The organism is Marinovum sp. 2_MG-2023 (assembly GCF_030548265.1).
Taxonomy (GTDB): Bacteria; Pseudomonadota; Alphaproteobacteria; order Rhodobacterales; family Rhodobacteraceae; genus Marinovum.
The window spans coordinates 37,177-61,461 of the sequence record NZ_JAUOSD010000001.1 but is presented as its reverse complement, the minus strand read 5'-3'; the positions used below and the strand labels follow the sequence as shown (position 1 = coordinate 61,461).

Below are 24,285 nucleotides of genomic sequence, written 5' to 3'. Positions count from 1 at the left end.
CTGCGGGGCTGTTTCCTCGCAATCCTGGGCATCCGCCTGTTGCCGCAAATCAGCCTTTACGTTATGGAATCTATCCGAGCGGCGGGGGATGTCAGGGCTCTTTTCATATGCCCTGATATGATCCTGCGCCAAAACTGGTGAAGGAAGAAACCATGACCAATGTCGTTATCGCCTCGGCTGCGCGGACCCCTGTTGGGTCCTTTCTCGGCTCTTTTGCGAATACCCCCGCGCATGATCTTGGCGCAACTATGTTACAAGCATTGGTTGAACGTGCCGGTATCGACAAAGCCGATGTCAGTGAAACGATTCTGGGTCAGGTTCTGACCGCGGGCCAGGGCCAAAACCCCGCACGCCAGGCACATATCAATGCCGGCCTGCCAATCGAATCGGCGGCCTGGAGCATTAACCAGGTTTGTGGTTCGGGACTGCGCGCCATTGCGCTGGCCGCTCAGCACATTCAGCTTGGCGATGCTGCAATTGTTGCCGCTGGCGGACAGGAAAACATGTCGATGTCGCCCCATGTCGCAAATTTGCGTCAGGGCCAGAAAATGGGCGACATGCAGTATATCGATTCCATGATTCGCGATGGTCTCTGGGATGCTTTCAAAGGCTACCACATGGGCCAAACAGCTGAAAACGTTGCTGAAAAATGGCAGATCAGCCGTGAGCAGCAGGATGAATTCGCCGTTGCGTCGCAAAACAAGGCCGAAGCGGCACAAAAAGCTGGCAAATTCGCCGACGAAATCGTGCCCTTCACCGTCAAGACACGCAAGGGCGACATTGTGGTCGAAAATGACGAATACATCCGTCACGGTGCCACTATCGAAGCCATGCAGAAACTGCGCCCGGCCTTCACCCGCGATGGTTCGGTTACAGCGGCCAATGCCTCCGGTCTCAACGACGGTGCCGCCGGCGCCCTGTTGATGAGCGCGGATGAAGCCGAAAAACGCGGTATCGAGCCTTTGGCGCGCATCGCCTCTTATGCCACTGCCGGTCTGGACCCGTCGATCATGGGTGTCGGCCCGATCTATGCCTCGCGCAAAGCTTTGGACAAAGCCGGCTGGTCGGTTGACGATCTTGATCTGGTCGAAGCCAACGAAGCCTTTGCCGCACAGGCCTGTGCCGTGAACAAGGACATGGGCTGGGATCCGGCCATCGTCAACGTCAACGGCGGCGCAATCGCGATCGGCCACCCGATCGGGGCCTCCGGGGCGCGGGTTTTGAACACCCTGCTGTTCGAAATGCAGCGGCGCGGCGCGAAAAAAGGTCTGGCCACGCTGTGCATCGGCGGCGGCATGGGCGTGGCGCTCTGTGTGGAGCGGCCATAAGCGTCGGCAAAAGCCATACCAGGGGCGCATAATTGCGCCCCTTTTTTTTGAACATTTTGGCGGCCAGCGACAGAATTTGACGAATGGCCCGCAATTAAGCGCAATAAAGTTGCGCAATCACGATCAAACCGGTAACAGGATTACCGAATACATTGCTAGACTGGAGGAAGATCATGGCAAGAGTTGCACTCGTCACTGGGGGATCGCGCGGCATTGGCGCATCAATTTCAAAGGCGTTGAAGGCCGAGGGCTACGAAGTTGCCGCCACCTATGCCGGCAATGATGAGGCCGCTGCGGCCTTTACTGCGGAAACTGGCATCAAGACCTACAAATGGAACGTCGCCAGCTATGAAGACAGCAAGGCCGGCATCGCCCAGGTCGAATCCGACATTGGCCCGATCGACACCGTGGTCGCCAACGCCGGCATCACCCGCGATGCACCGTTCCACAAAATGACGCCGGAACAATGGCAACAGGTGATCGACACCAACCTGACCGGGGTGTTCAACACCGTTCACCCGATCTGGCCCGGCATGCGCGAGCGTAAATTTGGCCGCGTGATCGTGATCTCTTCGATCAATGGTCAAAAGGGTCAATTCGCCCAGGTCAATTATGCCGCAACCAAAGCTGGCGACATCGGCATTGTCCGGTCTCTGGCCCAGGAAGGCGCCCGCGCCGGCATCACCGCCAACGCCATCTGCCCCGGCTATATTGCCACCGAAATGGTCATGGCGGTGCCAGAAAAAGTGCGCGAAGCGATTATCGGCCAGATCCCGGCCGGTCGTCTGGGCGAGCCCGAAGAAATTGCCCGCTGCGTGGCTTTCCTTGCCTCCGAAGATTCGGGTTTCATCAACGGCTCGACCATTTCCGCCAATGGCGCGCAATTCTTTGGCTGACGCCGCAGGGTGCTGATGCTTCGGCCACGGCACGACGACACAATCAAGGGCTGGCCATCTTGGCTGGCCCTTTTTTTACGGCATTTTTTACTGATTTTTCTTGCTGGGCTTTCCGCAACTGGAAACCGCGTCGCGTGAACCTGCGGTCCGGTTGCCCTACCGCATCACTGGGTCAAGGCCGCAAAAAGGGGCGGAAAACCGCCCCAGGATTGATATTCAATGATAGGGCGCGACGTCGAAAGATCCGAATTGAAGCATCCGTTTCGCCATATCGCGCCGAGGACCCAAAATTGGCGGCACGTCATCCCGCGCCGCCGGGACAGAAGGGCTAGACCGTTTCTTCCGAGAGTCGCACAATCTCTTCTTTCAGTCGCATCTTCTGTTTTTTCAGGTCCGCGATATGCAGGTCATCCGTGCCCGGTGCGCGCTGCACCTGTTCCACTTGTTCCGAAAGTACTTGGTGTTTCTTCTTCAGTTCCTGCAGGTGCGAACTCAGGCTCATGAGGCTCTCCTTTTGGTACATGTGCAAATGCAGTGCACCACACTTTTACAATTCTGTCACGCTGCAAGCGCGAAAAACGGTAAATCCCCGCTTACGGCCCTGAGCCTGAGCCGCCAAAGGGCAAAGCCGCCCCATTTCGCAGCACATCCGAGATCAGTTCACAGTAATCATCGCCGTCCCGGATATGTGCGGCGCCCTGATGCAAAACCAGCGGCGCATGAAGACGAAAGGCCGCGCGCCCGGACTTCCGCCCCCGCAACAGCACAAGCCGCGCGGCACGCCCCGCACGCGGCGCAAGCGGCAGCACTTCCAGCGAACCCAGCCGCCCCTCGCAGGCGCTCATCAGATCTGGCAGACGTTCGGCCCGCTGAATGAAGGTCGCGCAACCACCGGGCGCCAGACGTTTTGCCGCAACTTCGACCCATCGCGACAGCGCCAGCCCCTCCCCCCGTCCGGTCTCACGCCCGGTTTCCTGGGCAGGATCGCCGCCGCCGGTCGCAGGCCCGCGCAGAAAAAATGGTGGATTGGCAATGACATGGTCGAAAGATTGCCCCTTGACCGGCGCCGGAAGGTCATCCAGATCCGCACAGGTCACCGCCATCGCAATCTGATTGCGCGCCGCGTTTTCCCGCGCCAAAGCGGCATATTCCGGCTGTAGCTCCACCGCCGTCAACGACAGATCCGGCACGCGCGCCGCCAGACACAGCAGCGCCGTGCCGACCCCACAGCCAAGTTCCAGCACCGATTGCCCGGCTTTTGCCGGAACCGACGCCGCCAGCAGAACAGGATCGATTCCCGCACGATAGCCGGAACGGGGTTGCAGAATTTGCAGCCGACCGCCCAAAAAGGCATTGTCGCTGGTTTTATCCATCCAGCCGAATGTCGTGTTCATGCATCAACACCCGGGCCCGCGCCAATGCGTCGCGCCGCACCATAAGCCGCCGGGGCAGGATGCCGATTGACCCTTCCAGCACGCTCATATTTACGTCTAATTCAAACCATTCTATACCCTCGTCCTGCAACAGGGCGGTGGCATAGGCGATGACGGTGATATCGTTGGTACGCAGCAGCTCTTCCATGCTGGGGATGTAAGGCCAAGGTGACGGTAAAGTCGAGCCTTGTGACAGGAGTGTGATGAGCTTGGACAACGCGATGCAAAAACCCCATGAACGGATGGCCGAAGCGCTGGCCGAGGATCTGGCGGCTGTTGGCGATCTGATCCGTCTGCGGATGGCGTCAAAACATGCGCCGCGCATCCCGGAAGTGACCGCGCATCTGGTCGATGCAGGCGGCAAGCGGCTGCGTCCGATGCTGACCTTGGCCTGCGCCCGGATGTGCGGCTATGACGGCGAGGATCATGTGAAGCTGGCCGCAACGGTGGAATTCATTCACACCGCGACGCTGCTGCATGATGACGTGGTCGACGAAAGCGCCCAACGACGGGGGCGGCCGACCGCCAATCTGCTGTGGGACAATAAATCCAGCGTCCTGGTTGGCGATTATTTGTTCGCACGGGCATTTCAGATGATGGTGGAACCCGGCAATCTGCGCGTGCTCGACATCCTGTCCAACGCTGCGGCAACGATTGCCGAGGGCGAGGTCCTGCAACTGTCTGCGGCCCAGAATCTGGCGACTGACGAAGACCTGTATCTTCAGGTGATCCGCGGCAAGACGGCGGCGCTGTTTTCAGCCGCGACCGAGGTTGGCGGTGTCATCGCCGAGCGGCCCGAAGAAGAAGTGCAGGCGCTGTTTGACTATGGCGATGCGCTGGGGATCGCATTTCAGATGGTGGATGACCTGTTGGATTACTGGGGGTCAGAGGCGACGGGCAAGAACATCGGCGACGATTTCCGCGAACGCAAGCTGACCCTGCCGGTGATCAAGGCGGTGGCCTGTGCCGACGCAGAGGAACGGGCCTTCTGGAAGCGCACAATTGAAAAAGGCCAACAAGGCGACGGTGATCTGGAACAGGCTTTGGCGCTGCTGAACAAACATGGCACGCTGGACGCGGCCCGGCAGGATGCCCTGGCCTGGGCAGACAAGGCACGCACGGCCTTGACCCGCCTGCCGGATCACCCGATCCGCGGCATGCTGGACGATTTGGCAAATTATGTGGTGGCACGGGTGACCTGAGGCTGCCTGCCAGTTCCGTCAGCGGAATTGGCAGACGTGTTCCCGAACCCTTTGGCGCATCACGCCAGTTTCGTCGCGGCCACCCACCAGCCGGGGTGTAATGCCGCCAGCCGCTGTGCCGCGGTTTCGGCCTCTGCCCGTGTTTCGAACACCCCGAAACAGGTTGCGCCAGACCCGGACATCCGCGCCAATCCCGCGCCGACATCACGCAATGCTACCAGAACCTCGCCAATCACTGGTTGCAAGGCCTGCGCAGGTGGTTGCAAGTCGTTGCGCTGTTGTTTCAACCACGGCAAATCCATGGTCGCGAGCTCTGGCTCCATCGGCGGGTTGTCTCTGGTTGTCAGACGGCGAAAGATCTCTGGCGTCGATACCGCAACGCGCGGGTTGACCAACACCGTCTGCACCGCATCGCAGCGGACAGGTTGAACAATTTCGCCAATGCCGGACATCCGCGCCGCCCGCGCCAAAAGACACACCGGCACATCCGCGCCCAGCGCCAAGGGATCGCCGTGGAAAGCCCGACCAAACAGCCGCTCCATCGCACGCAACACCGCTGCCGCGTCGGATGACCCACCGCCGATCCCGGCGGCAGCTGGCAGGTGCTTTTCCAACTCGATTGCGACCGGTTCGCCAAAGGCCTCTGCCGCGCGCCAGCAAAGATTGCCCGAATTCTCTGGCACACCCGTTGCCATCGGCCCGGTCACCCGCAGCGACATTTCAGCGGCCGGGGCAACCCGTACCACATCGCCCACCTCTGCGAACATCACCAGCGAATCCAGCAGATGATAACCATCCGACCGCCGCCCCGTGACATGCAGGGTCAGATTGATCTTGGCCGGGGCAAAAACCTCAGTCTGCGCCATTCTCCACCACCCGCAGGGGCGGCGCGCCCTCTTCCGTCAGGACGGCATCAAGGCCGACTTCCAGCTTGCGGCGAATACGCTCTGGGTCGGCCTCGTTGTTTGGATCTTCCAGATCCACAAAACTCAGCGCGCGATGCCATTGGAACCGCGCCTCAAGCGCGCGACCCACCGCCCAATACACATCCCCCAAATGGTCATTGACCACGGGATCAACCGGCATCAACTCTGCCGCGCGTTCCATATGCATCACCGCTTCGTCGTAACGCCCCAGCCGATACAGCACCCAGCCCAGGCTATCGACGATATAGCCGGAATTGGGCCGCGCATCGACGGCCCGTTCGATCATTTCCAGCGCTTCGTCCAGTTTCTGGCGTTGTTCAACCAACGAATACCCGAGGTAATTCAACACCTGCGGCTGATCCGGGCTCAGCTCCAGCGCTTTGCGGAAATCGGCCTCGGCAGCGGACCATTGATCCAGCCGCTCATTGGTGATGCCACGGGCAAAGAACACGAACCACTGGGCCTTTTCCGGGGTGTCATACAGCGCCACGGCGCGATCATATGCGGTCACGGCAGAGGCATAATCCCCCTCCCCCCGGTAAAGATCGCCCAGCGACACATGCACAATTGGCAATTCGCCATGGGTTTCGGCCAGAGCCTCGAGCGCGGCAATCGCCGCACCGATCTGTCCCGAAGCGCGATGGGCATCCGCCTGCCCCAGAACCGAGGCATGATATGCCGGGTCGTCTGCGGGCACCATGGCATAGGTTTCGACCGCCAGTTCGTAACGCTGCATATCTTCCAGCAACTGCGCCGCCAGCAGGATCGAATCAACGTGATCGGGGCGCAAATATTGCGCGATCCTTGCGTAAAGCAGGGTGTAATCATCGCCCGCCTCGCCATCCAGCGCGCCGGCAATGGTGTAAAACACCTCTGCCATACCATCGCGCGGGCCAGCCACAGTGGTAAAGGGCACAACCGTATCCGAAGCAAGCATGTCGCGCAGCGCGCGCAGGCCGGGATCAAGCCGCGCGTTGAAGCTGCTGTCCAGCAACGCCGCCGCCTCCTGGTTCATGCCAAGCTGGCTCATGACCTGCACGCGTGCGACGATGCCGCGCCGGGTCATCAGGGCCGCGCCGCCACCATCGGCGGTCATCAGACCATAGGCCCCTTCGAAATCACCGACCGAGGCCAATGCAAGCGCCTTGTGATAAAGCGCAAATCCCTTCAGGCCCTTTTGCCCGGACACCCGGTCGAATTCGACCAGGGCCGAGGTCATGTCACCATCACCCAATTTCGCCCAGGCCACCAACAGCCCGTCGATCAGCGGCCCAATGCCGCGATCAGCGTCCACCATCGCAACAATATCGCCATAACGGCCTTCTTTTGCGTGGCCCCCGATCAGCGCCATATGCGCAAGCTGCGATCTCTGGCCCATCTGTTCAAGTTTCAGCGCCAGATCACGCGCGCGTCCGATCTCACCCAGCGAGAGACGCGATGCGGCGGCGGCCTCGATCAAACCGGGGTTTTCGCCATCGTGTTGCAATGCAAGTTCGTAATACTTCGCCGCTGCCCGGAAATCGGTATGATACCCTGCCTGCCGCGCCGCCAAATATGATCCGGACAAAGTGGCCGCCGAAGCCGAAACACCCCCCGCCAGGGCAAGTCCCACTGCGATAATCCATGAAATTCTAGATTTGGGCACACGCCACTCCCTTGCTGCTCAGGAACGAAGCCTAGTGCTGTGATGATGAACAGGCAATGCAAACACGCCTATTCCCCCCAGATTGGCGGTTTCACGTTATCGTCACCGCCGAATTATCGGCAAAATCGCTTCAAAGCCGGATTGCAGAGATCAAGCGGCCGTAATCGGCCTCGCCCGCATGCACCGACCGGCGATAGGAATAGAACCGATCCGGGTCATGATAGGTGCAATGATTGATCCATGCGGCCTGTCCCACGCCCGCGCGACGCAACCGCGACAGACCAAAGGACGGCAGGTCAAACATATACCGATCCCCGTTGCCCTGCGCAAAGAACCGGGTGTTGTCAGGATCGTCGGCAATGAAATCTTCGATGAATTCGGGCCCAACCTCATAGGCGCGCTGCGAGATGGACGGACCAATGACGGCACATGTCTTGGCGCGGTTTGCGCCCAGCGCCGTCATCGCGTCAAGCGTCGCCTCCAGCACGCCATCAATGGCGCCACGCCATCCCGCATGGGCGGCCCCGATCACCCCGGCGTCGGCATCGGCAAACAGCACCGGTTGGCAATCGGCGCTCAGCACCGCGAGGGCAATGCCCGGTTGATCCGTGACCAGGGCATCGGCCTTGGGCGGCGCGCCACTGATCGGCGCGGTCACCGTGATCGCCGTTGCAGAATGCACCTGATGCAGCGTGTTCAACTCTGATGGATCAACCTGCAACGCCGCGGCCACACGCGACCGGTTGATCGCCACGATTTCCGATTGATCTGACGACCCCAACCCACAGTTCAGCCCGCGAAATATCCCCGAAGACGCGCCCCCCCGACGAGTAAAAAACCCGTGCTGCAAAGGTCCCAAAAGGTCCGACGTCAGAATTTCGAGGGTCATATGTCCAATCCGGGTATCGGCGGGGCCCCATCCTGCATCAGCCCCAGCACTTTGAAGAGCGTCCCCATTTCTTCGGGATGCGTCAACCGCCGATGTGCGGCAATGTGGGTTTCCAGATCGGCCCCGGCCAGATGATGCGCCAATTGTTGTGCACGTTGGGTGATCCCCAGCCGTTCCAGAAACACACCCTGGGTGGTCAGCCGACTGTGGGCACAGCGGACAGCGCCGGCAATCGCCTCGAAATCGACATGCGCCGTCAGATCGGCCTGACCGGGCCGGTCGAGCAGATCAACACGCGCGTGTTTCTCCAACGCCTGCACCGTATCCCCCAGCGAACGCCAATCACCGTAATCGACAATCAGCGCCGCGCCGCCATGATCGGCAATGCGCTGGCCGATGGCGGACATCACCCCCGGCAGCGCCGGCGCAATTTCCACGATGTCCCCGTCGCGGGTATCCTCAAGCCGATGCGCCAGGGCGGGCACCGGGGCCGCCCCGGCCAGGCCGAGGATCAAATCATCGCCTTTCGCCCCGACACGTCGCTCGCACCAGGCGGTACCGCTGCGCTGAAACTGACGCACTGGCAGGGCATCGAAAAACTCATTCGCCACCAGCCAGAGCGGGGCCTGCGGCAGATCTTCGGCGTAATCGGCCCAAGTGACCTCATACCCCGACAGCGCCTCTTTCTGGCGCGCGCGCAGGGTGGGTGAGGCTTCGACCAGAACAACCTCTGCCGCATCCAGAAACCCCGGCACCCGGCGCACAGCCCGCAGAATATCAGACATCAACGTCCCGCGCCCCGGCCCCAGTTCGGCCAGCGTGAAACGCCCAGGAGCGCCCTGGTCCATCCAGCTTTGCGCCAGGGACAGGCCGATCAATTCGCCAAACATCTGGCTGATTTCCGGCGCAGTGGTGAAATCCCCCGCCGCCCCCAGCGGATCACGTGCCGTATAAACCCCATATTCGGGATGCAGCAGGCAGGTGCCCATGTAATCGGCCAGCGAAATTGGCCCCTCGGCGGCAATCCGTTCCCGCAGAATATGTTTTAACGCCGTCATGCCGGATCGGGTGTCCCGGGCCGTTTGCGCAGCACCAGCCACAGGCCGATCACGATCATCGGCAAAGACAGAATCTGCCCCATGGTCAGGCCATATCCGTTAAGATGCCAGGCCAGCCCCAGCGGGTTTCCCGGCCCTTGAAACTGGGCATCCGGTTGGCGAAAGAATTCGACGAAAAACCGCGCCGCGCCATATCCGGCAAAGAACATCGCCGCAATCCGCCCCGGTGATTTCAACCAGCCGCGCAGGAAGGCCAGCCACAACAGCACCCCGCCAAGGATCAGCCCCTCCAGCCCGGCTTCATAAAGCTGACTGGGGTGGCGGGCACAAAGCTGGCCTGCGGGTTGACCACAGGATTGCGCCAGTTCCCCGGGAAACGCCACGCCCCAGGGCATTTCTGTCGCACGGCCCCACAGCTCTGCGTTGACGAAATTTGCCAACCGCCCGAACAACAGCCCCGGCGGGGTGGCCAGCGCCATCACATCCGCCAGCGGAAGTTTGGCCACGCCATTGCGTGCGCTCCAGATCCAAGCCGCCAGCACAACCCCCAGCAACCCGCCATGAAACGCCATACCACCCTGCCAGATCATCAGAATCTCGATCGGATGCGTCAGATAATATCCGGGTTGATAGAACAGAACGAATCCCATCCGCCCGCCCAGAATCACCCCAAGGATCACCCAGGTCAGCAGATCCTCGATTTGATCGGGGCGCATTGGCGCGGTGTTGTCGGCCCAAAGCTGCGGCCGTTTGACCGCGCGCAGGGCAATCCACCAGGCCAGCAAAATTCCGGCGATATAGGCCAGCGCATACCAGCGCAGCGCAAAGGTCATGCCGAACAAGGTGAATGAAATCAGCTCTGGCGATAGCGGGGGAAAGGGGATCATAGCCTGCATAAGCGCTCTGTGCCTCTGGTTTTCGACAAGGTCAACCTTGGCTCTGCCCTTGTCGCTTCACATTTCGATTGCCATATAGAGAGCGAATGTAACGGAGTGACCCCATGCAAAGCCGAAACAAGGTATTCGACGATATTTCGCAGTTGATGACCAATGCCATGGGCGTGGCCCAAGGTGCCAAAACCGAAGCCGAAACCGCGATGAAGGGCATGATGGACCGCTGGTTGGCGGACCGTGATTTCGTCACGCGGGACGAGTTCGATGCGGTGCGTGCCATGGCACAAAAAGCCCGCGAAGAGAACGAGGCTTTGAAGGCGCGCATTTCCGCGCTGGAAGCCAAAAACGACTGATACCGCTATCATTGCGCCGGTTAATTGACCCAAGGTCAAAATCGGCGCAATTGGCGCGCGCATTTCCCTGAGATGCCCGCAAATCGTTGAAAAGCTGCGTCTTTTCACGCCCTCCCCCAATCGTCAAAGCACTTGCAAACCCCCGCCGCCCTGCCCGGTTTGCGGGTTTTCGGCCCGCGCTTGAGGTACGAACCTCAAAAATATCTGGACCTGAGGGGCGTACCTCAAATACGCTGGGTGTACACCGCGATTCGCCTGTAAATGATCGTGGGAACATTTAATCAGGGAGGATTGGATGACTTATTCGAAACTGGCGACGGTCAGCGCACTTGCCCTTGCGGTCACTGGCGCGGCCACAACGTCTCAGGCCGAAGACCTTACACTTTGTTGGGCCGCCTGGGATCCGGCGAACGCGCTTGTAGAACTTTCCAAAGAGTTCGAAACCGAATCCGGCCACACAATGAATTTTGAATTTGTGCCCTGGCCAAATTTCGCAGACCGGATGCTGAACGAACTGAACTCCGGCGGCAAATTATGTGATCTGCTGATCGGCGACAGCCAATGGATCGGCGGCGGGGCTGAAAACGGTCATTACGTCAAATTGAACGACTTTTTCGCGGATGAAGGCATTTCGATGGACGATTTCGCGCCCGCGACCGTCTATGCCTATTCCACATGGCCCAAGGGGACCGAAAACTATTATGCCCTGCCCGCGATGGGCGATGCCAATGCATGGTTCTATCGCAAGGATTGGTTCGCCCGCGAAGACATTCGCGCCGCGTTCCTTGAGGCGACGGGCCGCGAATTGGCGGAACCCAAGAACCAGCTCGAGCTGCTGGAAATCGCCCAGTTTTTCCAGGGCCGCGAAATTGACGGCAAAACCGTTTACGGCGCTGCGATCTTTACCGAACGTGGCTCTGAAGGCATCACCATGGGCGTGACCGGCGCGCTCTATACCTGGGGGTTCAAATATGAAAACACCCCCGGATCCTATGACATGCCGGGGGCTGTAAACTCCCCAGAAGCGGTAGAGGCGCTTGAATTCTATAAGGAATTCTACGAAACCGCGACACCGCCGGGCTATACCAATTCCTACATGGGCGAGAGCCTCGACGCCTTTAAATCCGGTCAGGTGGCCATGGCGATGAACTGGTTCGCCTTCTTCCCCGGCCTTTATGCCGATCCCAACACCGGCGGCGACAAGATCGACTTTTTCGTCAACCCGCCGCAAAACGTCCCGGCCTCGACATTGGGCGGTCAAGGTATTTCGGTGATCAGCTATTCTGACAAACAGGATGCGGCGCTGGAATATGTCAAATGGTTCGCCCAGCCCACGGTTCAGGCAAAATGGTGGGAATTGGGCGGCTATTCCGCGCATAATTCCGTGCTGAACGATCCGGGCTTTGCCGACAGCCAGCCCTTTGCCGGTGACTTCCTTGAGGCGATGGCGAATGTTCAGGACTTCTGGCAGGAACCGACCTATGCCGAGCTGCTGCTGGCGATGCAAAAACGCGTCCACGATTACGTGGTGGCCGATCAGGGCACGGCGCAGGAAGCATTGGACAAGCTGATCGAAGATTGGACCGAAACCTTCGAAGACGAAGGCAAGCTCTGACCTTTTGACATTGCCGGGGCGCGCCCATCGTGCCCCGGCTCTTAACGGACATACCACGTCCAACAGACAGGTTTTCCCATGTCAGACCGTACGATAGATCGCGTTGCTGCGGCAACGCCCGCCCCAGTTGCGCGCAAAATCAAAGGCTTGTCGGATCGCGCCATCGCGTGGATCTTTGTCGGCCCGACGATTTTCCTGCTGCTGGCGGTCAATATTTTTCCGCTGATCTGGACCATTCGGCTTAGCTTTACCAACTTTCGGGCCAACCGCATCAACCGCGAGACAGAGTGGATTGGCCTGCGCAATTACGAGCGCATCCTGACCGATTCAGACATCTGGCTGAACATGCAGGCAACGGCGCATTTCCTGATCTGGACCATAGTTCTGCAGGTGCTGATCGGTTTCACGCTGGCCTATCTGATCAACAAGAATTTTCGCGGCTCGCCCTTCTGGACCACAGTGATCGTGCTGCCGATGATGCTGTCGCCCGCGGTGGTCGGGAATTTCTGGAAATTCCTCTACCAGCCACAAATCGGGCTGTTCAATTACATCGTGTCGTTTTTCACCGGCAAGGATCCGTCGAGCTTTGAAATGCTGGGACAGGTCAATCTGGCGCCTTGGTCGATCGTGATTGTCGACACCTGGATGTGGACACCCTTTGTCATGCTGATCTGTCTGGCCGGCCTGCGGTCGATCCCGGATTACATCTACGAGGCCGCTGAAATCGACCGGGCCTCAAAACTACGGCAGTTCTTTACCATCACCATTCCGATGGTGCTGCCCTTCCTGATGCTGGCGGTGCTGTTCCGTGGGATCGAGAATTTCAAAATGTTCGATCTGGTGGTGCAGCTGACCGGCGGCGGGCCGGGGTCCACCACCGAACTGACCTCGATAAACCTCAAACGCGAAGCATTCGAAAAGTGGCGCACCGGCTATGCCTCGGCCTATGCGATCATCCTGTTTGTCACGGTGTTTGGGTTGGCCTCGATCTACGTCAAGGCGCTGAACAAGGTGAAAGAACGATGACCTTCCAGAGCCGCGTCGCCGTCCCGGACCTGATCCGGGACCTCATATCAAACGATACATCACGCTTTGCAGGGAGGTCCCGGAACACGTCCGGGACCGGGCCAGGCATGAGGACACCGACATGAGCAGCTACACCGTCACCGCCCCCTCTTCGCGGCAGAAATGGTTCGCCGGCACAATGGTTGTGATCTATGCGCTGGTCACGATGATCCCGCTGGTCTGGATCATGATCACCGGTTTCAAATCCCCGGCTGATGCGATTTCCTATCCGCCGAAAGTGGTGTTCGAACCCACGCTGGAGGGCTACGTCAACCTTTTCACCACCCGCACCCGTCAAACCGAGGAATTTCTGAACGCCAATCCGCCCCAGAACTGGGCGGATGAGATTGTCCGCAAATATGACATGGTCATTGTCGGCCAGTCGAAGTTTGGCGAGCGGTTCATGAATTCGGTGATCATCGGCTTTGGCTCGACATTCCTGTCGATTTTCCTCGGCACATTGGCGGCCTATGCCTTTAGCCGGTTCAAGATCCCGCTGGCCGATGACCTTTTGTTCTTTATCCTGTCGACCCGGATGATGCCGCCGATTGCGGTCGCGATCCCGATCTTTCTGATGTATCGCAATCTGGGGCTGTCGGACACGCATCTGGGCATGATCCTGCTCTATACGGCGGTCAATATCTCGCTCGCGGTTTGGCTGCTCAAAGGGTTCATCGACGAAATCCCGCGCGAATACGAAGAAGCGGCGCTGATCGACGGCTACACAAGGTTTCAGGCGTTCTACAAGGTTGTGCTGCCGCAGGCCGCCACCGGCATCGCCTCGACCGCGATCTTCTGTCTGATCTTTGCCTGGAACGAATATGCCTTTGCGGTGCTTCTCACCTCGGCCACGGCCCAGACCGCGCCGCCGTTCATTCCGACCATTATCGGCGTTGGCGGTCTCGATTGGCCTGCTGTTGCGGCCGGGGCGACAATCTTTCTTCTGCCAGTGATGATTTTCACCATCCTGCTGCGCAAACATCTGTTGCGCGGGATCACATTCGGAGCGGTGCGCAAATGAGCGATTTTTTCCAAGGTCTGCTACAGCTGCGGCGTGGTCCGTGGGAAATGGTGGCAACAATCCTGATCGCGCTGGGGGTGTTCATGCTGATGCAACCCTTTGTTCTCTGGGGATATACCTATTCCTTCCTTGTCACGCTGATTGGCACGGTGATGTTCATCGTCGTCAGCCATTTCCCGGAATAGGCAGGCTATCCCATGGCGCAGATTGTCATCAAAAACCTCAAGAAAACCTTCGGCGACTTCAACGCCGTTCGGGAAAGTTCCTTCACCATCGAGGATGGCGAATTTTTCATGCTGCTCGGCCCCTCGGGCTGTGGCAAGACCACGACGCTGCGGATGATCGCCGGGCTGGAATTGCCGACAAGTGGCGAAATTTTCCTTGATGGCGAAGAGATCAGCCAAAGGCCGCCATCGCAACGCGACATCGCCTTTGTGTTCCAGATGTTCGCGCTTTACCCGCATATGAATGTGCGGCGCAACATGTCCTATCCGCTGGTGTCCCAGGGCATGCCGCGCGCCCAGGTCAAAGCCAAGATCGCCGAAGTTGCGCATATTCTGGGGATCGAAGATATTCTTGATCGCCCGGTGGGGGGGCTGTCCGGTGGTGACCGCCAGCGCGTTGCATTGGGCCGCGCCATCGTGCGCGAACCCAAGGCCTTCATGATGGACGAACCATTGGGCGCGCTGGATGCCGAATTCCGCGAACACATGGCCGAGGAATTGCGCGCCCTGCATGACCGGATGGGCGCCACCACGGTCTATGTCACCCATGATCAGCTGGAGGCGATGCAGATGGGCGACAAGATTGTGGTGATGAACAATGCGGTGGTTGAACAATTCGGCACGCCGCAGGAAATCTACGACAAACCCGCCACCATGTTTGTTGCCGATTTCATCGGCTCGCCGCCCATGAACTTCTTGCCCTTCGAGGCCAGCCTGGCCCCCGGCGCATCGCAGGTCGATCTGAACGGCACCCAGACCGCAATCCCCGCATTGCGGCAGGGCGGTGCCGGGCAATTGGTCTTTGGTGTGCGCCCCGAACATATCCAATTGGACGACGCGGCGGCCTATCGGGGGCGCATTCTGGCGACGGAATACCTTGGCACCACCCAGATCATCACGCTCGACACCGCCAACGGTCAGGTCAAGGCACGGGTCAGCGCCGCGCACCCGGCCAAGGTGGATGAAACCGTTGGGCTAAGTTTCAAATCCGAAACCGTCACCATCTTTGATCAAACATCCGGCCACGCGCTGCGTTCGGCCCTGAACGACGGGAGCCAGATCCATGGCTGAGGTCATCCTAGATGCAATCACCAAGAGTTTCGGCCAGACCCGCGCGGTCGACAATATCTCGATGCATATCCCCGACGGGGCCTTTGTCGTCATGCTGGGGCCAACCGGTGCCGGCAAAACCACCACGCTGCGGCTGATTTCCGGGTTGGAAACGCTGGACAGGGGATCAATCCAGATCGCCGGGCGCAATGTCAAAAACGATCCCCCCGCCCAGCGCGACGTGGCAATGGTGTTCCAGCAATATTCGCTTTACCCGCATCTCAGCGTGCGCGACAACCTCGCCTTTCCACTGCGCTCGCCGATCCTGAACACACCAGAAGACGAGATCACCCGCAAGGTCGCCAAAATCGCCGAAGTGCTGCAAATTCCGCACAAGCTGGACAACAAGGCCACCGAATTGTCAGGCGGGGAAATGCAGCGGGTGTCGATTGGGCGCGCCTTGGTGCGGTCGCCGTCGATTTACCTGATGGATGAACCGCTGTCGTCGCTGGATGCGAAATTGCGCTCTGACCTGCGGATCGAACTCAAACGCATTCATGCCGAACTGCGCTCGACCCTGCTTTATGTCACCCATGACCAGATCGAAGCCATGACCATGGCCAGCCATATCGGCGTGCTGGAGGCGGGGCGCTTGGTGCAATACGGCACCCCGCGTGAGATCTATTCCAACCCGACAAGCGTCTATGTCGCCAGCCGCCTTGGCCTGCCGCGGATCAATATTCTGCCCTCCACGCTGTTTGCAGGCAACCACAAGGGGCCGCAAATCGGCTTGCGCCCGGAAAACATCCAACAGGGCGACGGCGCCGAGGCACGGGTGATCCGCGCCGAACACTTGGGCGATCAAACCCGCCTGCATCTGGAACTTCAGGGGCATGCGGTCACCACCCTGGCCGATCCCCATGCCAGCTACACCCCGGACGACACCATCAAAATCAGCCCGGTCAATCCGCTTTATTTCGATGCATCCGGCGCCCGCGCCCTATAGGGAGGACGATTATGGCACAATTCATCAACGCCAAGGAAAACCTCGTGACCGAGGCGATAGACGGCCTGCTGGCAGCGTCCGGCGGGACGTTGTCGCGCCTTGACGGCTATCCGCATATCAAGGTGGTCTATCGCACCGATTGGGATAAATCGCGCGTCGCGCTGATTTCCGGCGGCGGGTCGGGACACGAACCGGCCCATGCCGGATTTGTCGGACCTTCGATGCTGACCGCCGCCGTCTGCGGCGAGGTTTTTGCCTCACCCTCGGTCGAGGCAGTGCTGGCCGGCATTCTGGCCGTCACGGGCGAGGCCGGCTGCCTGTTGATCGTCAAGAATTACACCGGCGACCGATTGAACTTCGGGCTCGCGGCGGAACGTGCCCGTGCCCTTGGCCGCAAGGTGGCCATGGTGGTGGTGGATGATGACATCGCCCTGCCCGACCTGCCACAACCGCGCGGCGTGGCCGGAACCCTGTTCGTGCACAAAATCGCCGGCGCGCTGGCCGAACAAGGCGCCGATCTCGACGCGGTCGAAGCCGCAGCGCGCGGCGTGATCGCCCGCGTCGCCAGCATCGGGATGAGCCTCGACACCTGCACCGTGCCGGGATCGCCCAAGGAAAACCGCATTGGCGCGGGCAAGGCCGAATTGGGGTTGGGGATTCACGGCGAACCCGGCGTTGAACAGGTGGATTTCACCTCTGCCAAGGTTGCGATGGACACCGTGGTGGCCAAGTTACAGAGCGGCACAGATCCCAACACCGGCTCTGCAAACAATGTTGCACTGATCAACAACCTCGGCGCGACCACGCCGCTGGAAATGTCGGTGCTGACCCATGCGCTGGCGCAATCCGGTCTTGCCAGCCATGTGATTGGCCCTGCCCCGATGATGACCTCGCTCGACATGCATGGCTTTTCCGTCTCTGTGCTGGCCGCTTCGGACGATGAATTGGCGGCACTTGCTGTGCCGGTCAATCTGGCCGCCTGGCCCGGGATGCAACCGATGCAACCGGTGGCGATCACCCCCCTGCCTGACGGCCTGACCCCGATCGAGCCGATCCCATCTGCCAACGCCACCACGCGCCGCACCATCGAAAGCGTCGCCGATCTGTTGATTTCTGCCGAAAGCGCGCTGAACGCATTGGACGCCAAATCCGGCGATGGTGACACCGGCAGCACCCTGGCCACCGCGGCCCACGCCCTGAAATCGCGGCTGGATCGCCTGCCGCTGGCCGATCTGACCCAGCTTTTCCCCGCACTGGGAAATGAGCTGAGCCAAACCATGGGCGGCTCTTCCGGTGTGATCCTCGCGATCTATTTCAATGCGGCGGGGGACGCCTGTGCCAATGGCGCCCCGGTGCCACGCGCCCTGATCGAGGGGCTGGACCGTGTCAGCCAGGTCGGCGGTGCGCAGGTCGGCGACCGCACCATGGTCGATGCGCTGCATCCCGCGCTCGCCGCTCTGCCAAATGGCATCGCCGCCGCCGCGGCCGCCGCCCGTCAAGGCGCAGACAGCACCGCAGCCATCCACCGCGCCAAGGCCGGCCGCGCCGCCTATGTCCCCGAGGAAAACCTCAAAGGTCACAATGACCCCGGCGCCGAAGCCGTGGCCCTGTTGTTCGAAGGCCTGGCCCGCGAGATGGAGAGTTAAACTGACCAAGCCGGGACTGAAACTGGTCGGAAAACCGACGGTCAACGACATTGCCCGTGTCGCCGGCGTCAGCCTGGCGACCGTCGACCGCGTGCTCAATGAACGCCCCGGCGTGCGCGCCATCACCATCAAGAAGGTCCGCGCCGCCATCGCGGAATTGGGCTATGTGCGCGACACCGCAGCCGCCAATCTGGCGCGTCAGCGGGTCTACAACATCCTGTTCATCCTGCCCGACACGTCAAATGAATTTGTGCAGGCCCTGCACAACCAAATCGCTGACCAGGCGGACAAACTGGCAAATGAGCGGACCCGGCTTTCCACCATTTCCGCCAAACCCTTTGATCCACTGGACATTGTCGCCATCCTTGACGGGCTGGACCCGGGCACCATTGACGGTGTCGCGCTGTTCAGCCCGGAAACGCCTTCGGTCCGCGATGCGGTCAACCGCGCCCGCGACAAGGGGATCGCCGTGGTTGCGCTGGTCTCTGACCTGCCATCCTCGCGACGCGACCATTTTGTCGGCATCGACAATATCTCGGCCGGGCGCACCGCCGCTCAGCTTCTGGGCCGGTTCCTGCGCCGCCCGGGCAAGGTTCTCGTGATCACCGGATCCCGCCTCGCCCGCGACCACCTCGAACGCCGCCAGGGGTTCGACATGGTCGCTGCCGCACAATTCCCCGAACTTCAGGTCCTCGCCTCGGTCGAAGGCCGCGACGACCCGGATCTGATCTACAAACTCCTGCCGGAAGTGTTCAACGCCTATCCCGACCTGCGCGGCATCTATTCCTCTGCCGCGGGCAACGCCGGGCTGATCCAGTTTCTGTCCGAAACCGCCGCGCCAAAGGATCTGGTGGTCATCGCACATGAGCTGACCCCACTCACACGACAAGCCTTGAACCAGGGCACCTTCGACGCGCTGATCTCTCAGGATTGCGGCCATCTGGTGCGGTCCTGCGTCCGCGTCCTGCGCGCTAAGGTCGACAACGTCCCACATAACCCGGCGCAGGAACGCATTCGGATCGACATCTACATGAAAGAAAACATGCCCCCCGAGCCAAACGCAACCTGAGCCACAGGCAACCTGAACCAAACGCAACCTGACGCACAAGAAATCTGATCGACCACCCCGAACGATCAAATCTCTCTCGGTCGCGCCCTTCATCTGACCGGAAATATCCCGGGGGGTTTGGGGGGCTGGCCCCCCAACCTGTCGACACGCAAAGGCGTGGCGAAACCGGCTAGGTCACAAGATCCAAAGGCAAGTCGGAAATATCACGCAGCCGCTTGCCAGCGATCATCGTGTCCAACAGCTCCAGCGTATCATCGCGCCCCTGATCCACCAGGGCCGCGCGCAATTCATACAAGGCAAAATGATAGACACAGTCGATATCGCCCGTGCCCAGCGCCAGCGAGGCGATGCGCCCCGGCGTCGGCTCACCGGTGATCACCGCAATATGCGGCAGCCGCCCCTTGCGATTGCGCACAAGGTTCAGCCCCTCTGACCGGGCATTCTGGGCGCGGTCGCTGCGCAGGGTCCATTTACACGACAAAGACGCATGCAGGATCGGCATCGGCTGATTGACCGCGCGCAGGGCGCTCAACCGGGCCGCATCCGCATCAACCAGACATTCGCGGGCATTGATCCGCGCATCACTTTCCGGCTGACGGGCCACCACTATGTCCGGTTTGATCAGGTAATCCGACCCCAGCGCCGTCGCAATTTCACGATTGGATTTCGAAATCGCCTCCAGCTCATCAAGATGCGCATATTGATCGAACTGGGCAATCGCGCCGCCCTTGGTCACCGAAAACCGCCCGGGCCGCAAATGGCCCAGCCGGTCCAGGCACAGGCCGATAAACCCGGCGCATATCTCTTCGAAATCCGCACCCGATGTCTGACCGGGCAGTTTCGGCGCAGTGCGGGCAACGCCCATTTTCGCCACAATGGCGCTGGCTATCTCGACACTTGGGCGGCTGCCCTTGTCGGCATTGCTGGGCACACCCTTGTCACTCAGGGTCAGAATTGAATTCAAAATGCTGGCATGGAATTCGCGCCGGGCCTTTGTCAGCCACGCCACCGCAGACGTGTCAGGCAACAACCTGCACCGATTTGCGGGTGGTGATCGCCTCGGAAATCCGGGCCGATACAGCGGCGGCCACCGGCGGCGGAAAGGCATTGCCAATCTGACGGTAGGCCGGGGTCTTTTTGCCCGAAAACGCCCATTCATCCGGGAATCCCTGCAACCGCGCCACCATGCGAACGGTCAGCCGCGGCATTCCGACAAAATCCCGGTCCGGTGCTTCATTGGCAATCCCCATGCCATCCACACCCAGCGTCGCCCAGGCCCGTTTCGCGCGTGTCGGCCCAAGATCGGGACCGCCATGTTTCTTCGATCCGCCAACAACTGTCGGCGCAATCTCATCCGCGCCGTCGCGCCATTTGGCCGCGCCGCGCCAGCCGCGTTCGCCCATCAGATCAAACAGCGTTTGCCCAACCGTCCTGGGCGAGGTTTCAAGCGACACCGGCCAGGTGAAATTCTCGGCCAGATCCTTGCGAATGGCGACAATCACCACCCGCGGCCGCAATTGCGGCACGCCAAAATCCGACGCGTTGAACAGATGCCAATCGGTTTCATAGCCCAGTTTCGACAATTGCCGTTTCAGATGCTGGCGATAATCGGCAAACACCGCATCCAGAAAACCGCGCACATTCTCGATCATGATCGCCTTGGGGCGGATTTCATCCACAACCCGCAGCGCATGCGGGAACAGGTTGCGTTCATCCGCATCGCCCAGCTGTTTTCCTGCAACGGAAAACGGCGGACAGGGCAGACCGCCAGCCAAAAGATCAATCCCCGCATAGGGACGGCCATCAAAATGGTTCAGATCGGCCTGATCACCTTCCACCACATTCCACTGTGGACGGTTGAGCCGCAGCGTATTGCGGCAATGGTTTTCAATCTCGACCAGCGCCTCATGCGAAAAGCCGCTTTTCTCCAGCCCAAGCGCCTGGCCGCCGGCCCCGGCACATAGCTCTACAGAAGTCAGTTTTGCCCGCATGATCGCCCCGTGTTCGTCTTTTCCCGCGTTCTGACAAACTACCCGTGGGGACCGTCAGAAGATAGACCCAATATCTGGGGTTTTGCAAATTTTGTTCGCACATTGTTCTTGACGCATGGCGGTGCAACAGGTCTATAGCGGCGAAATGGCAATGGGCTTCTGGATCGCTGCCTGTCTGTTGTGCCTGAATTCAATTCATCCACAACTTATTGGCGGGGTCACACAAATATTGCTTTACATGCTTAGCACGACACCTCACCATATCAGGTAGGGGTCGGGGAACTGTCCACAGCCCCTAGAGCAGGCACCTAGCGCTTGGGGCGCTGCCACCCCCGTTCGCTATACAAAAAAGAGGTGGCGCATGGCACTTTCCGAGCAGTTCCTGGAGGACGACCTCCACCCGATCGACATCGTCGAACATATCGCCGAGCATCATGATTGGGATTTTGACCGTATCCACGATGACCAGATCGCCATGGCGGTCGAAGGTCAGTGGCGCACATATTCCATTACCCTGGCCTGGTCGGCCTATGACGAAACGCTGCGCCTGATTTGCAGCTTCGAGATGGAACCGCCAGAGGAAAAGACGCCGCAATTGTGCGAAGCGTTGAACGCGATCAACGATCAATGCTGGGCCGGGGCCTTTACCTGGTGGGGCGAAAGCCAATTGATGATCTATCGCTACGGCCTCGTGCTGGCCGGCGGTCAGGTTGCCAGCCCCGATCAGATCGACACAATGATCAATGCCGCCGTGATGAGCGCCGAACGCTACTACCCGGCGCTGCAACTGGTTGTCTGGGGCGATCGCAGCCCGAAAGAGGCGCTTCAGGTTGCCATTGCAGAGGCCTACGGCCGCGCGTAACACTCACCCCCGAATGTGAAAACAGGAGGGGGCGATGATGTCCAATGATCTGGCCGAACGCGGTCTTGTGCTGCTTGGCTGTGGCAAGATGGGATCAGCAATGTTGCAGGGCTGGCTGGCCGATGGCCTGCCGCCCACGTCGGTTCATGTGATCGACCCCTTCCCGTCGGAATGGCTGCAAGCGCAGGGCGTGAACATCAACGCCGACCTGCCCGCCGCCCCCGCCATTGCCCTGATCGCCGTGAAACCCCAGATGATGGGTGATGCCCTGCCTGCGCTGCGCGCTATGGCCGGGGGCGAAACCCTGTTTGTCTCGGTGGCCGCCGGTGTCACTCTTGCAAGTTACGAGGCCGTTCTGGGCGACAGCTGTCCGATCATCCGCGCCATGCCCAACACACCCGCTGCGGTCGGTCGCGGCATCACCGCCTTGATTGGCAACACACGGGTCAACCCGGATCAGATGGCCTTGGCCGAAGGGCTGTTACAGGCGGTCGGCCAGACCGTGCGCCTGGACAACGAAGACCAGATGGATGCGGTCACCGGGGTCTCGGGTTCCGGCCCGGCCTATGTCTTTCACCTGATCGAAACCCTCGCAGCGGCGGGCGCGGCACAGGGCCTGCCGGCGGATTTGGCGCTAAAGCTGGCGCGCGCCACCGTGGGCGGCGCCGGCGTGCTGGCGGAAGAGGCCGACGACAGCCCGACACAATTGCGCGTCAACGTCACCTCGCCCAATGGCACAACCCAGGCCGCGCTAGAAGTGCTGATGGACGAGGAAACCGGGTTCCCGGCCCTTTTGAAACGTGCGGTCAAGGCCGCAACTGACAGATCAAAGGAACTGAGCAATGGCTGAGATCAGCTTTGACGACTTCCTCAAAGTCGACATTCGCGCGGGCACAATCCTGCGCGCGGAACCGTTTCCCGAGGCCCACAAACCGGCCATCAAACTCTGGATCGACTTCGGCCCCGAGATTGGCGAGAAAAAGACCTCGGCCCAGATCACTGCGCATTACACCCCGGACACGCTGGTCGGGCGGCAGGTCATGGCTGTGGTCAATTTCCCACCGCGCCAGATTGGGCCCTTCATGTCCGAAGTGCTGACGCTGGGTGTGTCGGATGACGCGGGCGGCATCGTCCTGCTGGCCCCGGATCAGACGATCGCCAACGGTCAGCGGATGCACTGAACAATTGCGCTGAGGGTTTCAAGGACCGCCGCCGCGCCCCGGACCTGATCCGGGGCCTCCACCGCCAAATGGGCGCGCCAACTGGCGTCGTCAGGCGCCCATCGCCTCGCGCCAATGACGGCGGCACAGGCTGACATAGGTTTCATTGCCGCCGATCTGGACCTGGGCGCCTTCGGTCAGCACCCGGCCCGCGCCATCCTGGCGCACCACCATCGTGGCCTTCTTGCCGCAGTGGCAGATCGTGCGCACCTCGCGCAGCTCATCCGACAGTGCCAGCAATTCCGCCGACCCCGGAAACAATTTGCCGAGAAAATCCACCCGCAAACCATAACACATCACCGGCACGCCAAGGTCATCCACCACCCGGGCCAATTGCCAAACCTGTTCCGGCTCCAGAAACTGCGCCTCATCGACAAAGACACAGGCCACCGGCCCAATCGCCAGCCGCGTCTTGATCGCGGCATAAAGATCCTGACCGGGGGCATAGGTGTCAGCCTCGCTGCCAATGCCGATCCGCGACCCGATCCGCCCCTTGCCAGCGCGATTGTCATGCCGCGCAGTCATGAGATGCACATCCATGCCCCGTTCGCCATAGTTATGCGCCGCCTGCAACAACAGCGTCGATTTGCCGGCATTCATGGTGGAATAATGAAAATAAAGCTTGGCCATGCGCGGTGATATGCCCCGACTGTCCCAGCGTGACAAGGCCCGCAACAATGTCAGGGTGAGGAAAACCGGAGTGGTGGAACGACAGAGGGAACCGTCATGACATTGCCCAAATGGGCCGTAACGTGGGTGCCTTGCGGCTCTGCCCCCCAAAAGACAGACACGTTACGTCCCCACCCTGAAACCGGCCTTGGGCAACCGGATACTCGTCAACAACCCAAATCGAAACCGATCTGGGTCTTTCCTAAATGACAAATGGTGTTAAA

Annotated in this window: 26 protein-coding genes; 15 read left to right on the top strand and 11 right to left on the bottom strand. The window is 60.3% G+C overall.

Features of this window, described 5'->3' with window-relative positions; translation table 11 throughout:
* The first annotated feature begins 152 nt into the window (after positions 1 to 152).
* Positions 153 to 1,328 carry an acetyl-CoA C-acetyltransferase gene (locus Q4577_RS00305; RefSeq protein ID WP_303467328.1) on the top strand — a complete coding sequence of 392 codons (1,176 nt, stop codon included), beginning with the start codon at positions 153 to 155 and terminating at the stop codon, positions 1,326 to 1,328.
* Between the two features lie 173 nt (positions 1,329 to 1,501).
* Positions 1,502 to 2,224: an acetoacetyl-CoA reductase gene (phbB, locus tag Q4577_RS00300; protein WP_244685623.1), complete on the top strand. Its 723-nt coding sequence runs from the start codon at positions 1,502 to 1,504 to the stop codon at positions 2,222 to 2,224.
* 328 nt (positions 2,225 to 2,552) lie between these two features.
* Here phbB and Q4577_RS00295 read toward each other — a convergent pair whose 3' ends face one another.
* From Q4577_RS00295 to Q4577_RS00285, 3 genes are all read right to left on the bottom strand, one after another.
* Entirely contained in the window at positions 2,553 to 2,726 is a 174-nt protein-coding gene (locus tag Q4577_RS00295; RefSeq protein WP_244685621.1) for a YdcH family protein, read from the bottom strand.
* Between the two features lie 91 nt (positions 2,727 to 2,817).
* On the bottom strand, positions 2,818 to 3,618 hold the full coding sequence (locus Q4577_RS00290; protein ID WP_303467330.1) for a tRNA1(Val) (adenine(37)-N6)-methyltransferase: 801 nt from the start codon (positions 3,616 to 3,618) through the stop codon (positions 2,818 to 2,820).
* Positions 3,590 to 3,805: a DUF2007 domain-containing protein gene (locus Q4577_RS00285; RefSeq protein ID WP_244685618.1), complete on the bottom strand. Its 216-nt coding sequence runs from the start codon at positions 3,803 to 3,805 to the stop codon at positions 3,590 to 3,592. Before Q4577_RS00285 ends, Q4577_RS00290 begins: the two co-directional genes overlap by 29 nt.
* A 55-nt stretch (positions 3,806 to 3,860) precedes the next feature.
* Here Q4577_RS00285 and Q4577_RS00280 point away from each other — a divergent pair, with 55 nt between their 5' ends.
* Positions 3,861 to 4,859 (top strand): polyprenyl synthetase family protein, encoded by a 999-nt coding sequence (locus Q4577_RS00280; protein WP_303467332.1) that lies wholly within the window; start codon positions 3,861 to 3,863, stop codon positions 4,857 to 4,859.
* Positions 4,860 to 4,918: 59 nt separating this feature from the next.
* Here the strand turns inward: Q4577_RS00280 and Q4577_RS00275 are convergent, their stop codons facing one another.
* The 5 genes from Q4577_RS00275 to lgt form a co-directional block, all read right to left on the bottom strand.
* Complete coding sequence (locus Q4577_RS00275; RefSeq protein WP_303467334.1) at positions 4,919 to 5,725, bottom strand: 4-(cytidine 5'-diphospho)-2-C-methyl-D-erythritol kinase; 807 nt, start codon at positions 5,723 to 5,725, stop codon at positions 4,919 to 4,921.
* On the bottom strand, positions 5,712 to 7,397 hold the full coding sequence (locus Q4577_RS00270; RefSeq protein WP_303467336.1) for a tetratricopeptide repeat protein: 1,686 nt from the start codon (positions 7,395 to 7,397) through the stop codon (positions 5,712 to 5,714). The genes Q4577_RS00275 and Q4577_RS00270 overlap by 14 nt, the downstream gene beginning before the upstream one ends.
* 163 nt (positions 7,398 to 7,560) lie before the next feature.
* A complete protein-coding gene (gene pgeF / locus Q4577_RS00265; protein WP_303467337.1) occupies positions 7,561 to 8,319 on the bottom strand; it encodes a peptidoglycan editing factor PgeF in 759 nt (252 codons plus the stop codon).
* Positions 8,316 to 9,377: a class I SAM-dependent methyltransferase gene (locus Q4577_RS00260; RefSeq protein ID WP_303467339.1), complete on the bottom strand. Its 1,062-nt coding sequence runs from the start codon at positions 9,375 to 9,377 to the stop codon at positions 8,316 to 8,318. Before Q4577_RS00260 ends, pgeF begins: the two co-directional genes overlap by 4 nt.
* Positions 9,374 to 10,273, bottom strand: coding sequence for a prolipoprotein diacylglyceryl transferase (gene lgt, locus Q4577_RS00255; protein ID WP_303467341.1), 900 nt, complete (start codon positions 10,271 to 10,273; stop codon positions 9,374 to 9,376). The genes Q4577_RS00260 and lgt overlap by 4 nt, the downstream gene beginning before the upstream one ends.
* Positions 10,274 to 10,377: 104 nt before the next feature.
* On the opposite strand from lgt, the gene Q4577_RS00250 reads away from it, so the two are divergent.
* The 9 genes from Q4577_RS00250 to Q4577_RS00210 all read left to right on the top strand — a co-directional run bounded on the left by Q4577_RS00250 (position 10,378) and on the right by Q4577_RS00210 (position 19,319).
* The gene (locus Q4577_RS00250; protein WP_244685607.1) at positions 10,378 to 10,623 is read left to right on the top strand and encodes an accessory factor UbiK family protein; all 246 of its coding nucleotides are present in this window, start codon (positions 10,378 to 10,380) and stop codon (positions 10,621 to 10,623) included.
* A gap of 295 nt (positions 10,624 to 10,918) precedes the next feature.
* On the top strand, positions 10,919 to 12,238 hold the full coding sequence (locus tag Q4577_RS00245; protein WP_244685605.1) for an ABC transporter substrate-binding protein: 1,320 nt from the start codon (positions 10,919 to 10,921) through the stop codon (positions 12,236 to 12,238).
* 78 nt (positions 12,239 to 12,316) lie between these two features.
* Positions 12,317 to 13,264 carry a carbohydrate ABC transporter permease gene (locus Q4577_RS00240; RefSeq protein ID WP_303467344.1) on the top strand — a complete coding sequence of 316 codons (948 nt, stop codon included), beginning with the start codon at positions 12,317 to 12,319 and terminating at the stop codon, positions 13,262 to 13,264.
* 121 nt (positions 13,265 to 13,385) lie between these two features.
* Complete coding sequence (locus Q4577_RS00235; protein ID WP_244685601.1) at positions 13,386 to 14,324, top strand: carbohydrate ABC transporter permease; 939 nt, start codon at positions 13,386 to 13,388, stop codon at positions 14,322 to 14,324.
* Complete coding sequence (locus tag Q4577_RS00230) at positions 14,321 to 14,509, top strand: hypothetical protein (protein ID WP_244685598.1); 189 nt, start codon at positions 14,321 to 14,323, stop codon at positions 14,507 to 14,509. Before Q4577_RS00235 ends, Q4577_RS00230 begins: the two co-directional genes overlap by 4 nt.
* Positions 14,510 to 14,521: 12 nt before the next feature.
* Positions 14,522 to 15,619 carry an ABC transporter ATP-binding protein gene (locus Q4577_RS00225; protein WP_303467350.1) on the top strand — a complete coding sequence of 366 codons (1,098 nt, stop codon included), beginning with the start codon at positions 14,522 to 14,524 and terminating at the stop codon, positions 15,617 to 15,619.
* Positions 15,612 to 16,604 carry an ABC transporter ATP-binding protein gene (locus tag Q4577_RS00220; RefSeq protein ID WP_303467352.1) on the top strand — a complete coding sequence of 331 codons (993 nt, stop codon included), beginning with the start codon at positions 15,612 to 15,614 and terminating at the stop codon, positions 16,602 to 16,604. Before Q4577_RS00225 ends, Q4577_RS00220 begins: the two co-directional genes overlap by 8 nt.
* An 11-nt stretch (positions 16,605 to 16,615) precedes the next feature.
* Entirely contained in the window at positions 16,616 to 18,250 is a 1,635-nt protein-coding gene (locus Q4577_RS00215; RefSeq protein WP_303467355.1) for a dihydroxyacetone kinase subunit DhaK, read from the top strand.
* On the top strand, positions 18,186 to 19,319 hold the full coding sequence (locus Q4577_RS00210; protein WP_303467357.1) for a substrate-binding domain-containing protein: 1,134 nt from the start codon (positions 18,186 to 18,188) through the stop codon (positions 19,317 to 19,319). Before Q4577_RS00215 ends, Q4577_RS00210 begins: the two co-directional genes overlap by 65 nt.
* A 169-nt stretch (positions 19,320 to 19,488) precedes the next feature.
* On the opposite strand, the gene Q4577_RS00205 is transcribed toward Q4577_RS00210, so the two are convergent.
* Together Q4577_RS00205 and Q4577_RS00200 are read right to left on the bottom strand one after the other, a co-directional pair.
* Complete coding sequence (locus tag Q4577_RS00205; RefSeq protein ID WP_303467358.1) at positions 19,489 to 20,346, bottom strand: NgoMIV family type II restriction endonuclease; 858 nt, start codon at positions 20,344 to 20,346, stop codon at positions 19,489 to 19,491.
* Positions 20,339 to 21,310 (bottom strand): DNA cytosine methyltransferase, encoded by a 972-nt coding sequence (locus Q4577_RS00200; RefSeq protein WP_303467361.1) that lies wholly within the window; start codon positions 21,308 to 21,310, stop codon positions 20,339 to 20,341. The genes Q4577_RS00205 and Q4577_RS00200 overlap by 8 nt, the downstream gene beginning before the upstream one ends.
* Positions 21,311 to 21,671: 361 nt before the next feature.
* Here Q4577_RS00200 and Q4577_RS00195 point away from each other — a divergent pair, with 361 nt between their 5' ends.
* The 3 genes from Q4577_RS00195 to Q4577_RS00185 are packed head-to-tail and all read left to right on the top strand — an operon-like array spanning position 21,672 to position 23,353.
* Entirely contained in the window at positions 21,672 to 22,172 is a 501-nt protein-coding gene (locus tag Q4577_RS00195; RefSeq protein ID WP_244685584.1) for a YbjN domain-containing protein, read from the top strand.
* A 34-nt stretch (positions 22,173 to 22,206) separates the two neighbouring features.
* Positions 22,207 to 23,022: a pyrroline-5-carboxylate reductase gene (gene proC, locus Q4577_RS00190; protein ID WP_303467364.1), complete on the top strand. Its 816-nt coding sequence runs from the start codon at positions 22,207 to 22,209 to the stop codon at positions 23,020 to 23,022.
* Positions 23,015 to 23,353, top strand: a complete 339-nt coding sequence (locus Q4577_RS00185) for a tRNA-binding protein (RefSeq protein WP_303467366.1) — start codon at positions 23,015 to 23,017, stop codon at positions 23,351 to 23,353. Before proC ends, Q4577_RS00185 begins: the two co-directional genes overlap by 8 nt.
* A gap of 90 nt (positions 23,354 to 23,443) precedes the next feature.
* Here Q4577_RS00185 and Q4577_RS00180 read toward each other — a convergent pair whose 3' ends face one another.
* Complete coding sequence (locus Q4577_RS00180) at positions 23,444 to 24,022, bottom strand: thymidine kinase (protein ID WP_244685577.1); 579 nt, start codon at positions 24,020 to 24,022, stop codon at positions 23,444 to 23,446.
* Between the last annotated feature and the right edge of the window lie 263 nt (positions 24,023 to 24,285).

Coding starts and splice junctions, on each gene's coding strand:
- Q4577_RS00260 (WP_303467339.1), bottom strand. CDS start 9,377: ATGACGGCGTTAAAACATATTCTGCGGGAACGGATTGCCGCCGAGGGG.
- Q4577_RS00305 (WP_303467328.1), top strand. CDS start 153: ATGACCAATGTCGTTATCGCCTCGGCTGCGCGGACCCCTGTTGGGTCC.
- Q4577_RS00250 (WP_244685607.1), top strand. CDS start 10,378: ATGCAAAGCCGAAACAAGGTATTCGACGATATTTCGCAGTTGATGACC.
- pgeF (WP_303467337.1), bottom strand. CDS start 8,319: ATGACCCTCGAAATTCTGACGTCGGACCTTTTGGGACCTTTGCAGCAC.
- Q4577_RS00215 (WP_303467355.1), top strand. CDS start 16,616: ATGGCACAATTCATCAACGCCAAGGAAAACCTCGTGACCGAGGCGATA.
- Q4577_RS00180 (WP_244685577.1), bottom strand. CDS start 24,022: ATGGCCAAGCTTTATTTTCATTATTCCACCATGAATGCCGGCAAATCG.
- Q4577_RS00285 (WP_244685618.1), bottom strand. CDS start 3,805: ATGGAAGAGCTGCTGCGTACCAACGATATCACCGTCATCGCCTATGCC.
- Q4577_RS00185 (WP_303467366.1), top strand. CDS start 23,015: ATGGCTGAGATCAGCTTTGACGACTTCCTCAAAGTCGACATTCGCGCG.
- Q4577_RS00245 (WP_244685605.1), top strand. CDS start 10,919: ATGACTTATTCGAAACTGGCGACGGTCAGCGCACTTGCCCTTGCGGTC.
- Q4577_RS00275 (WP_303467334.1), bottom strand. CDS start 5,725: ATGGCGCAGACTGAGGTTTTTGCCCCGGCCAAGATCAATCTGACCCTG.
- phbB (WP_244685623.1), top strand. CDS start 1,502: ATGGCAAGAGTTGCACTCGTCACTGGGGGATCGCGCGGCATTGGCGCA.
- Q4577_RS00195 (WP_244685584.1), top strand. CDS start 21,672: ATGGCACTTTCCGAGCAGTTCCTGGAGGACGACCTCCACCCGATCGAC.
- lgt (WP_303467341.1), bottom strand. CDS start 10,273: ATGCAGGCTATGATCCCCTTTCCCCCGCTATCGCCAGAGCTGATTTCA.
- Q4577_RS00235 (WP_244685601.1), top strand. CDS start 13,386: ATGAGCAGCTACACCGTCACCGCCCCCTCTTCGCGGCAGAAATGGTTC.
- Q4577_RS00225 (WP_303467350.1), top strand. CDS start 14,522: ATGGCGCAGATTGTCATCAAAAACCTCAAGAAAACCTTCGGCGACTTC.
- Q4577_RS00280 (WP_303467332.1), top strand. CDS start 3,861: ATGAGCTTGGACAACGCGATGCAAAAACCCCATGAACGGATGGCCGAA.
- Q4577_RS00240 (WP_303467344.1), top strand. CDS start 12,317: ATGTCAGACCGTACGATAGATCGCGTTGCTGCGGCAACGCCCGCCCCA.
- Q4577_RS00210 (WP_303467357.1), top strand. CDS start 18,186: ATGACCCCGGCGCCGAAGCCGTGGCCCTGTTGTTCGAAGGCCTGGCCC.
- proC (WP_303467364.1), top strand. CDS start 22,207: ATGATGTCCAATGATCTGGCCGAACGCGGTCTTGTGCTGCTTGGCTGT.
- Q4577_RS00220 (WP_303467352.1), top strand. CDS start 15,612: ATGGCTGAGGTCATCCTAGATGCAATCACCAAGAGTTTCGGCCAGACC.
- Q4577_RS00200 (WP_303467361.1), bottom strand. CDS start 21,310: ATGCGGGCAAAACTGACTTCTGTAGAGCTATGTGCCGGGGCCGGCGGC.
- Q4577_RS00230 (WP_244685598.1), top strand. CDS start 14,321: ATGAGCGATTTTTTCCAAGGTCTGCTACAGCTGCGGCGTGGTCCGTGG.
- Q4577_RS00290 (WP_303467330.1), bottom strand. CDS start 3,618: ATGAACACGACATTCGGCTGGATGGATAAAACCAGCGACAATGCCTTT.
- Q4577_RS00295 (WP_244685621.1), bottom strand. CDS start 2,726: ATGAGCCTGAGTTCGCACCTGCAGGAACTGAAGAAGAAACACCAAGTA.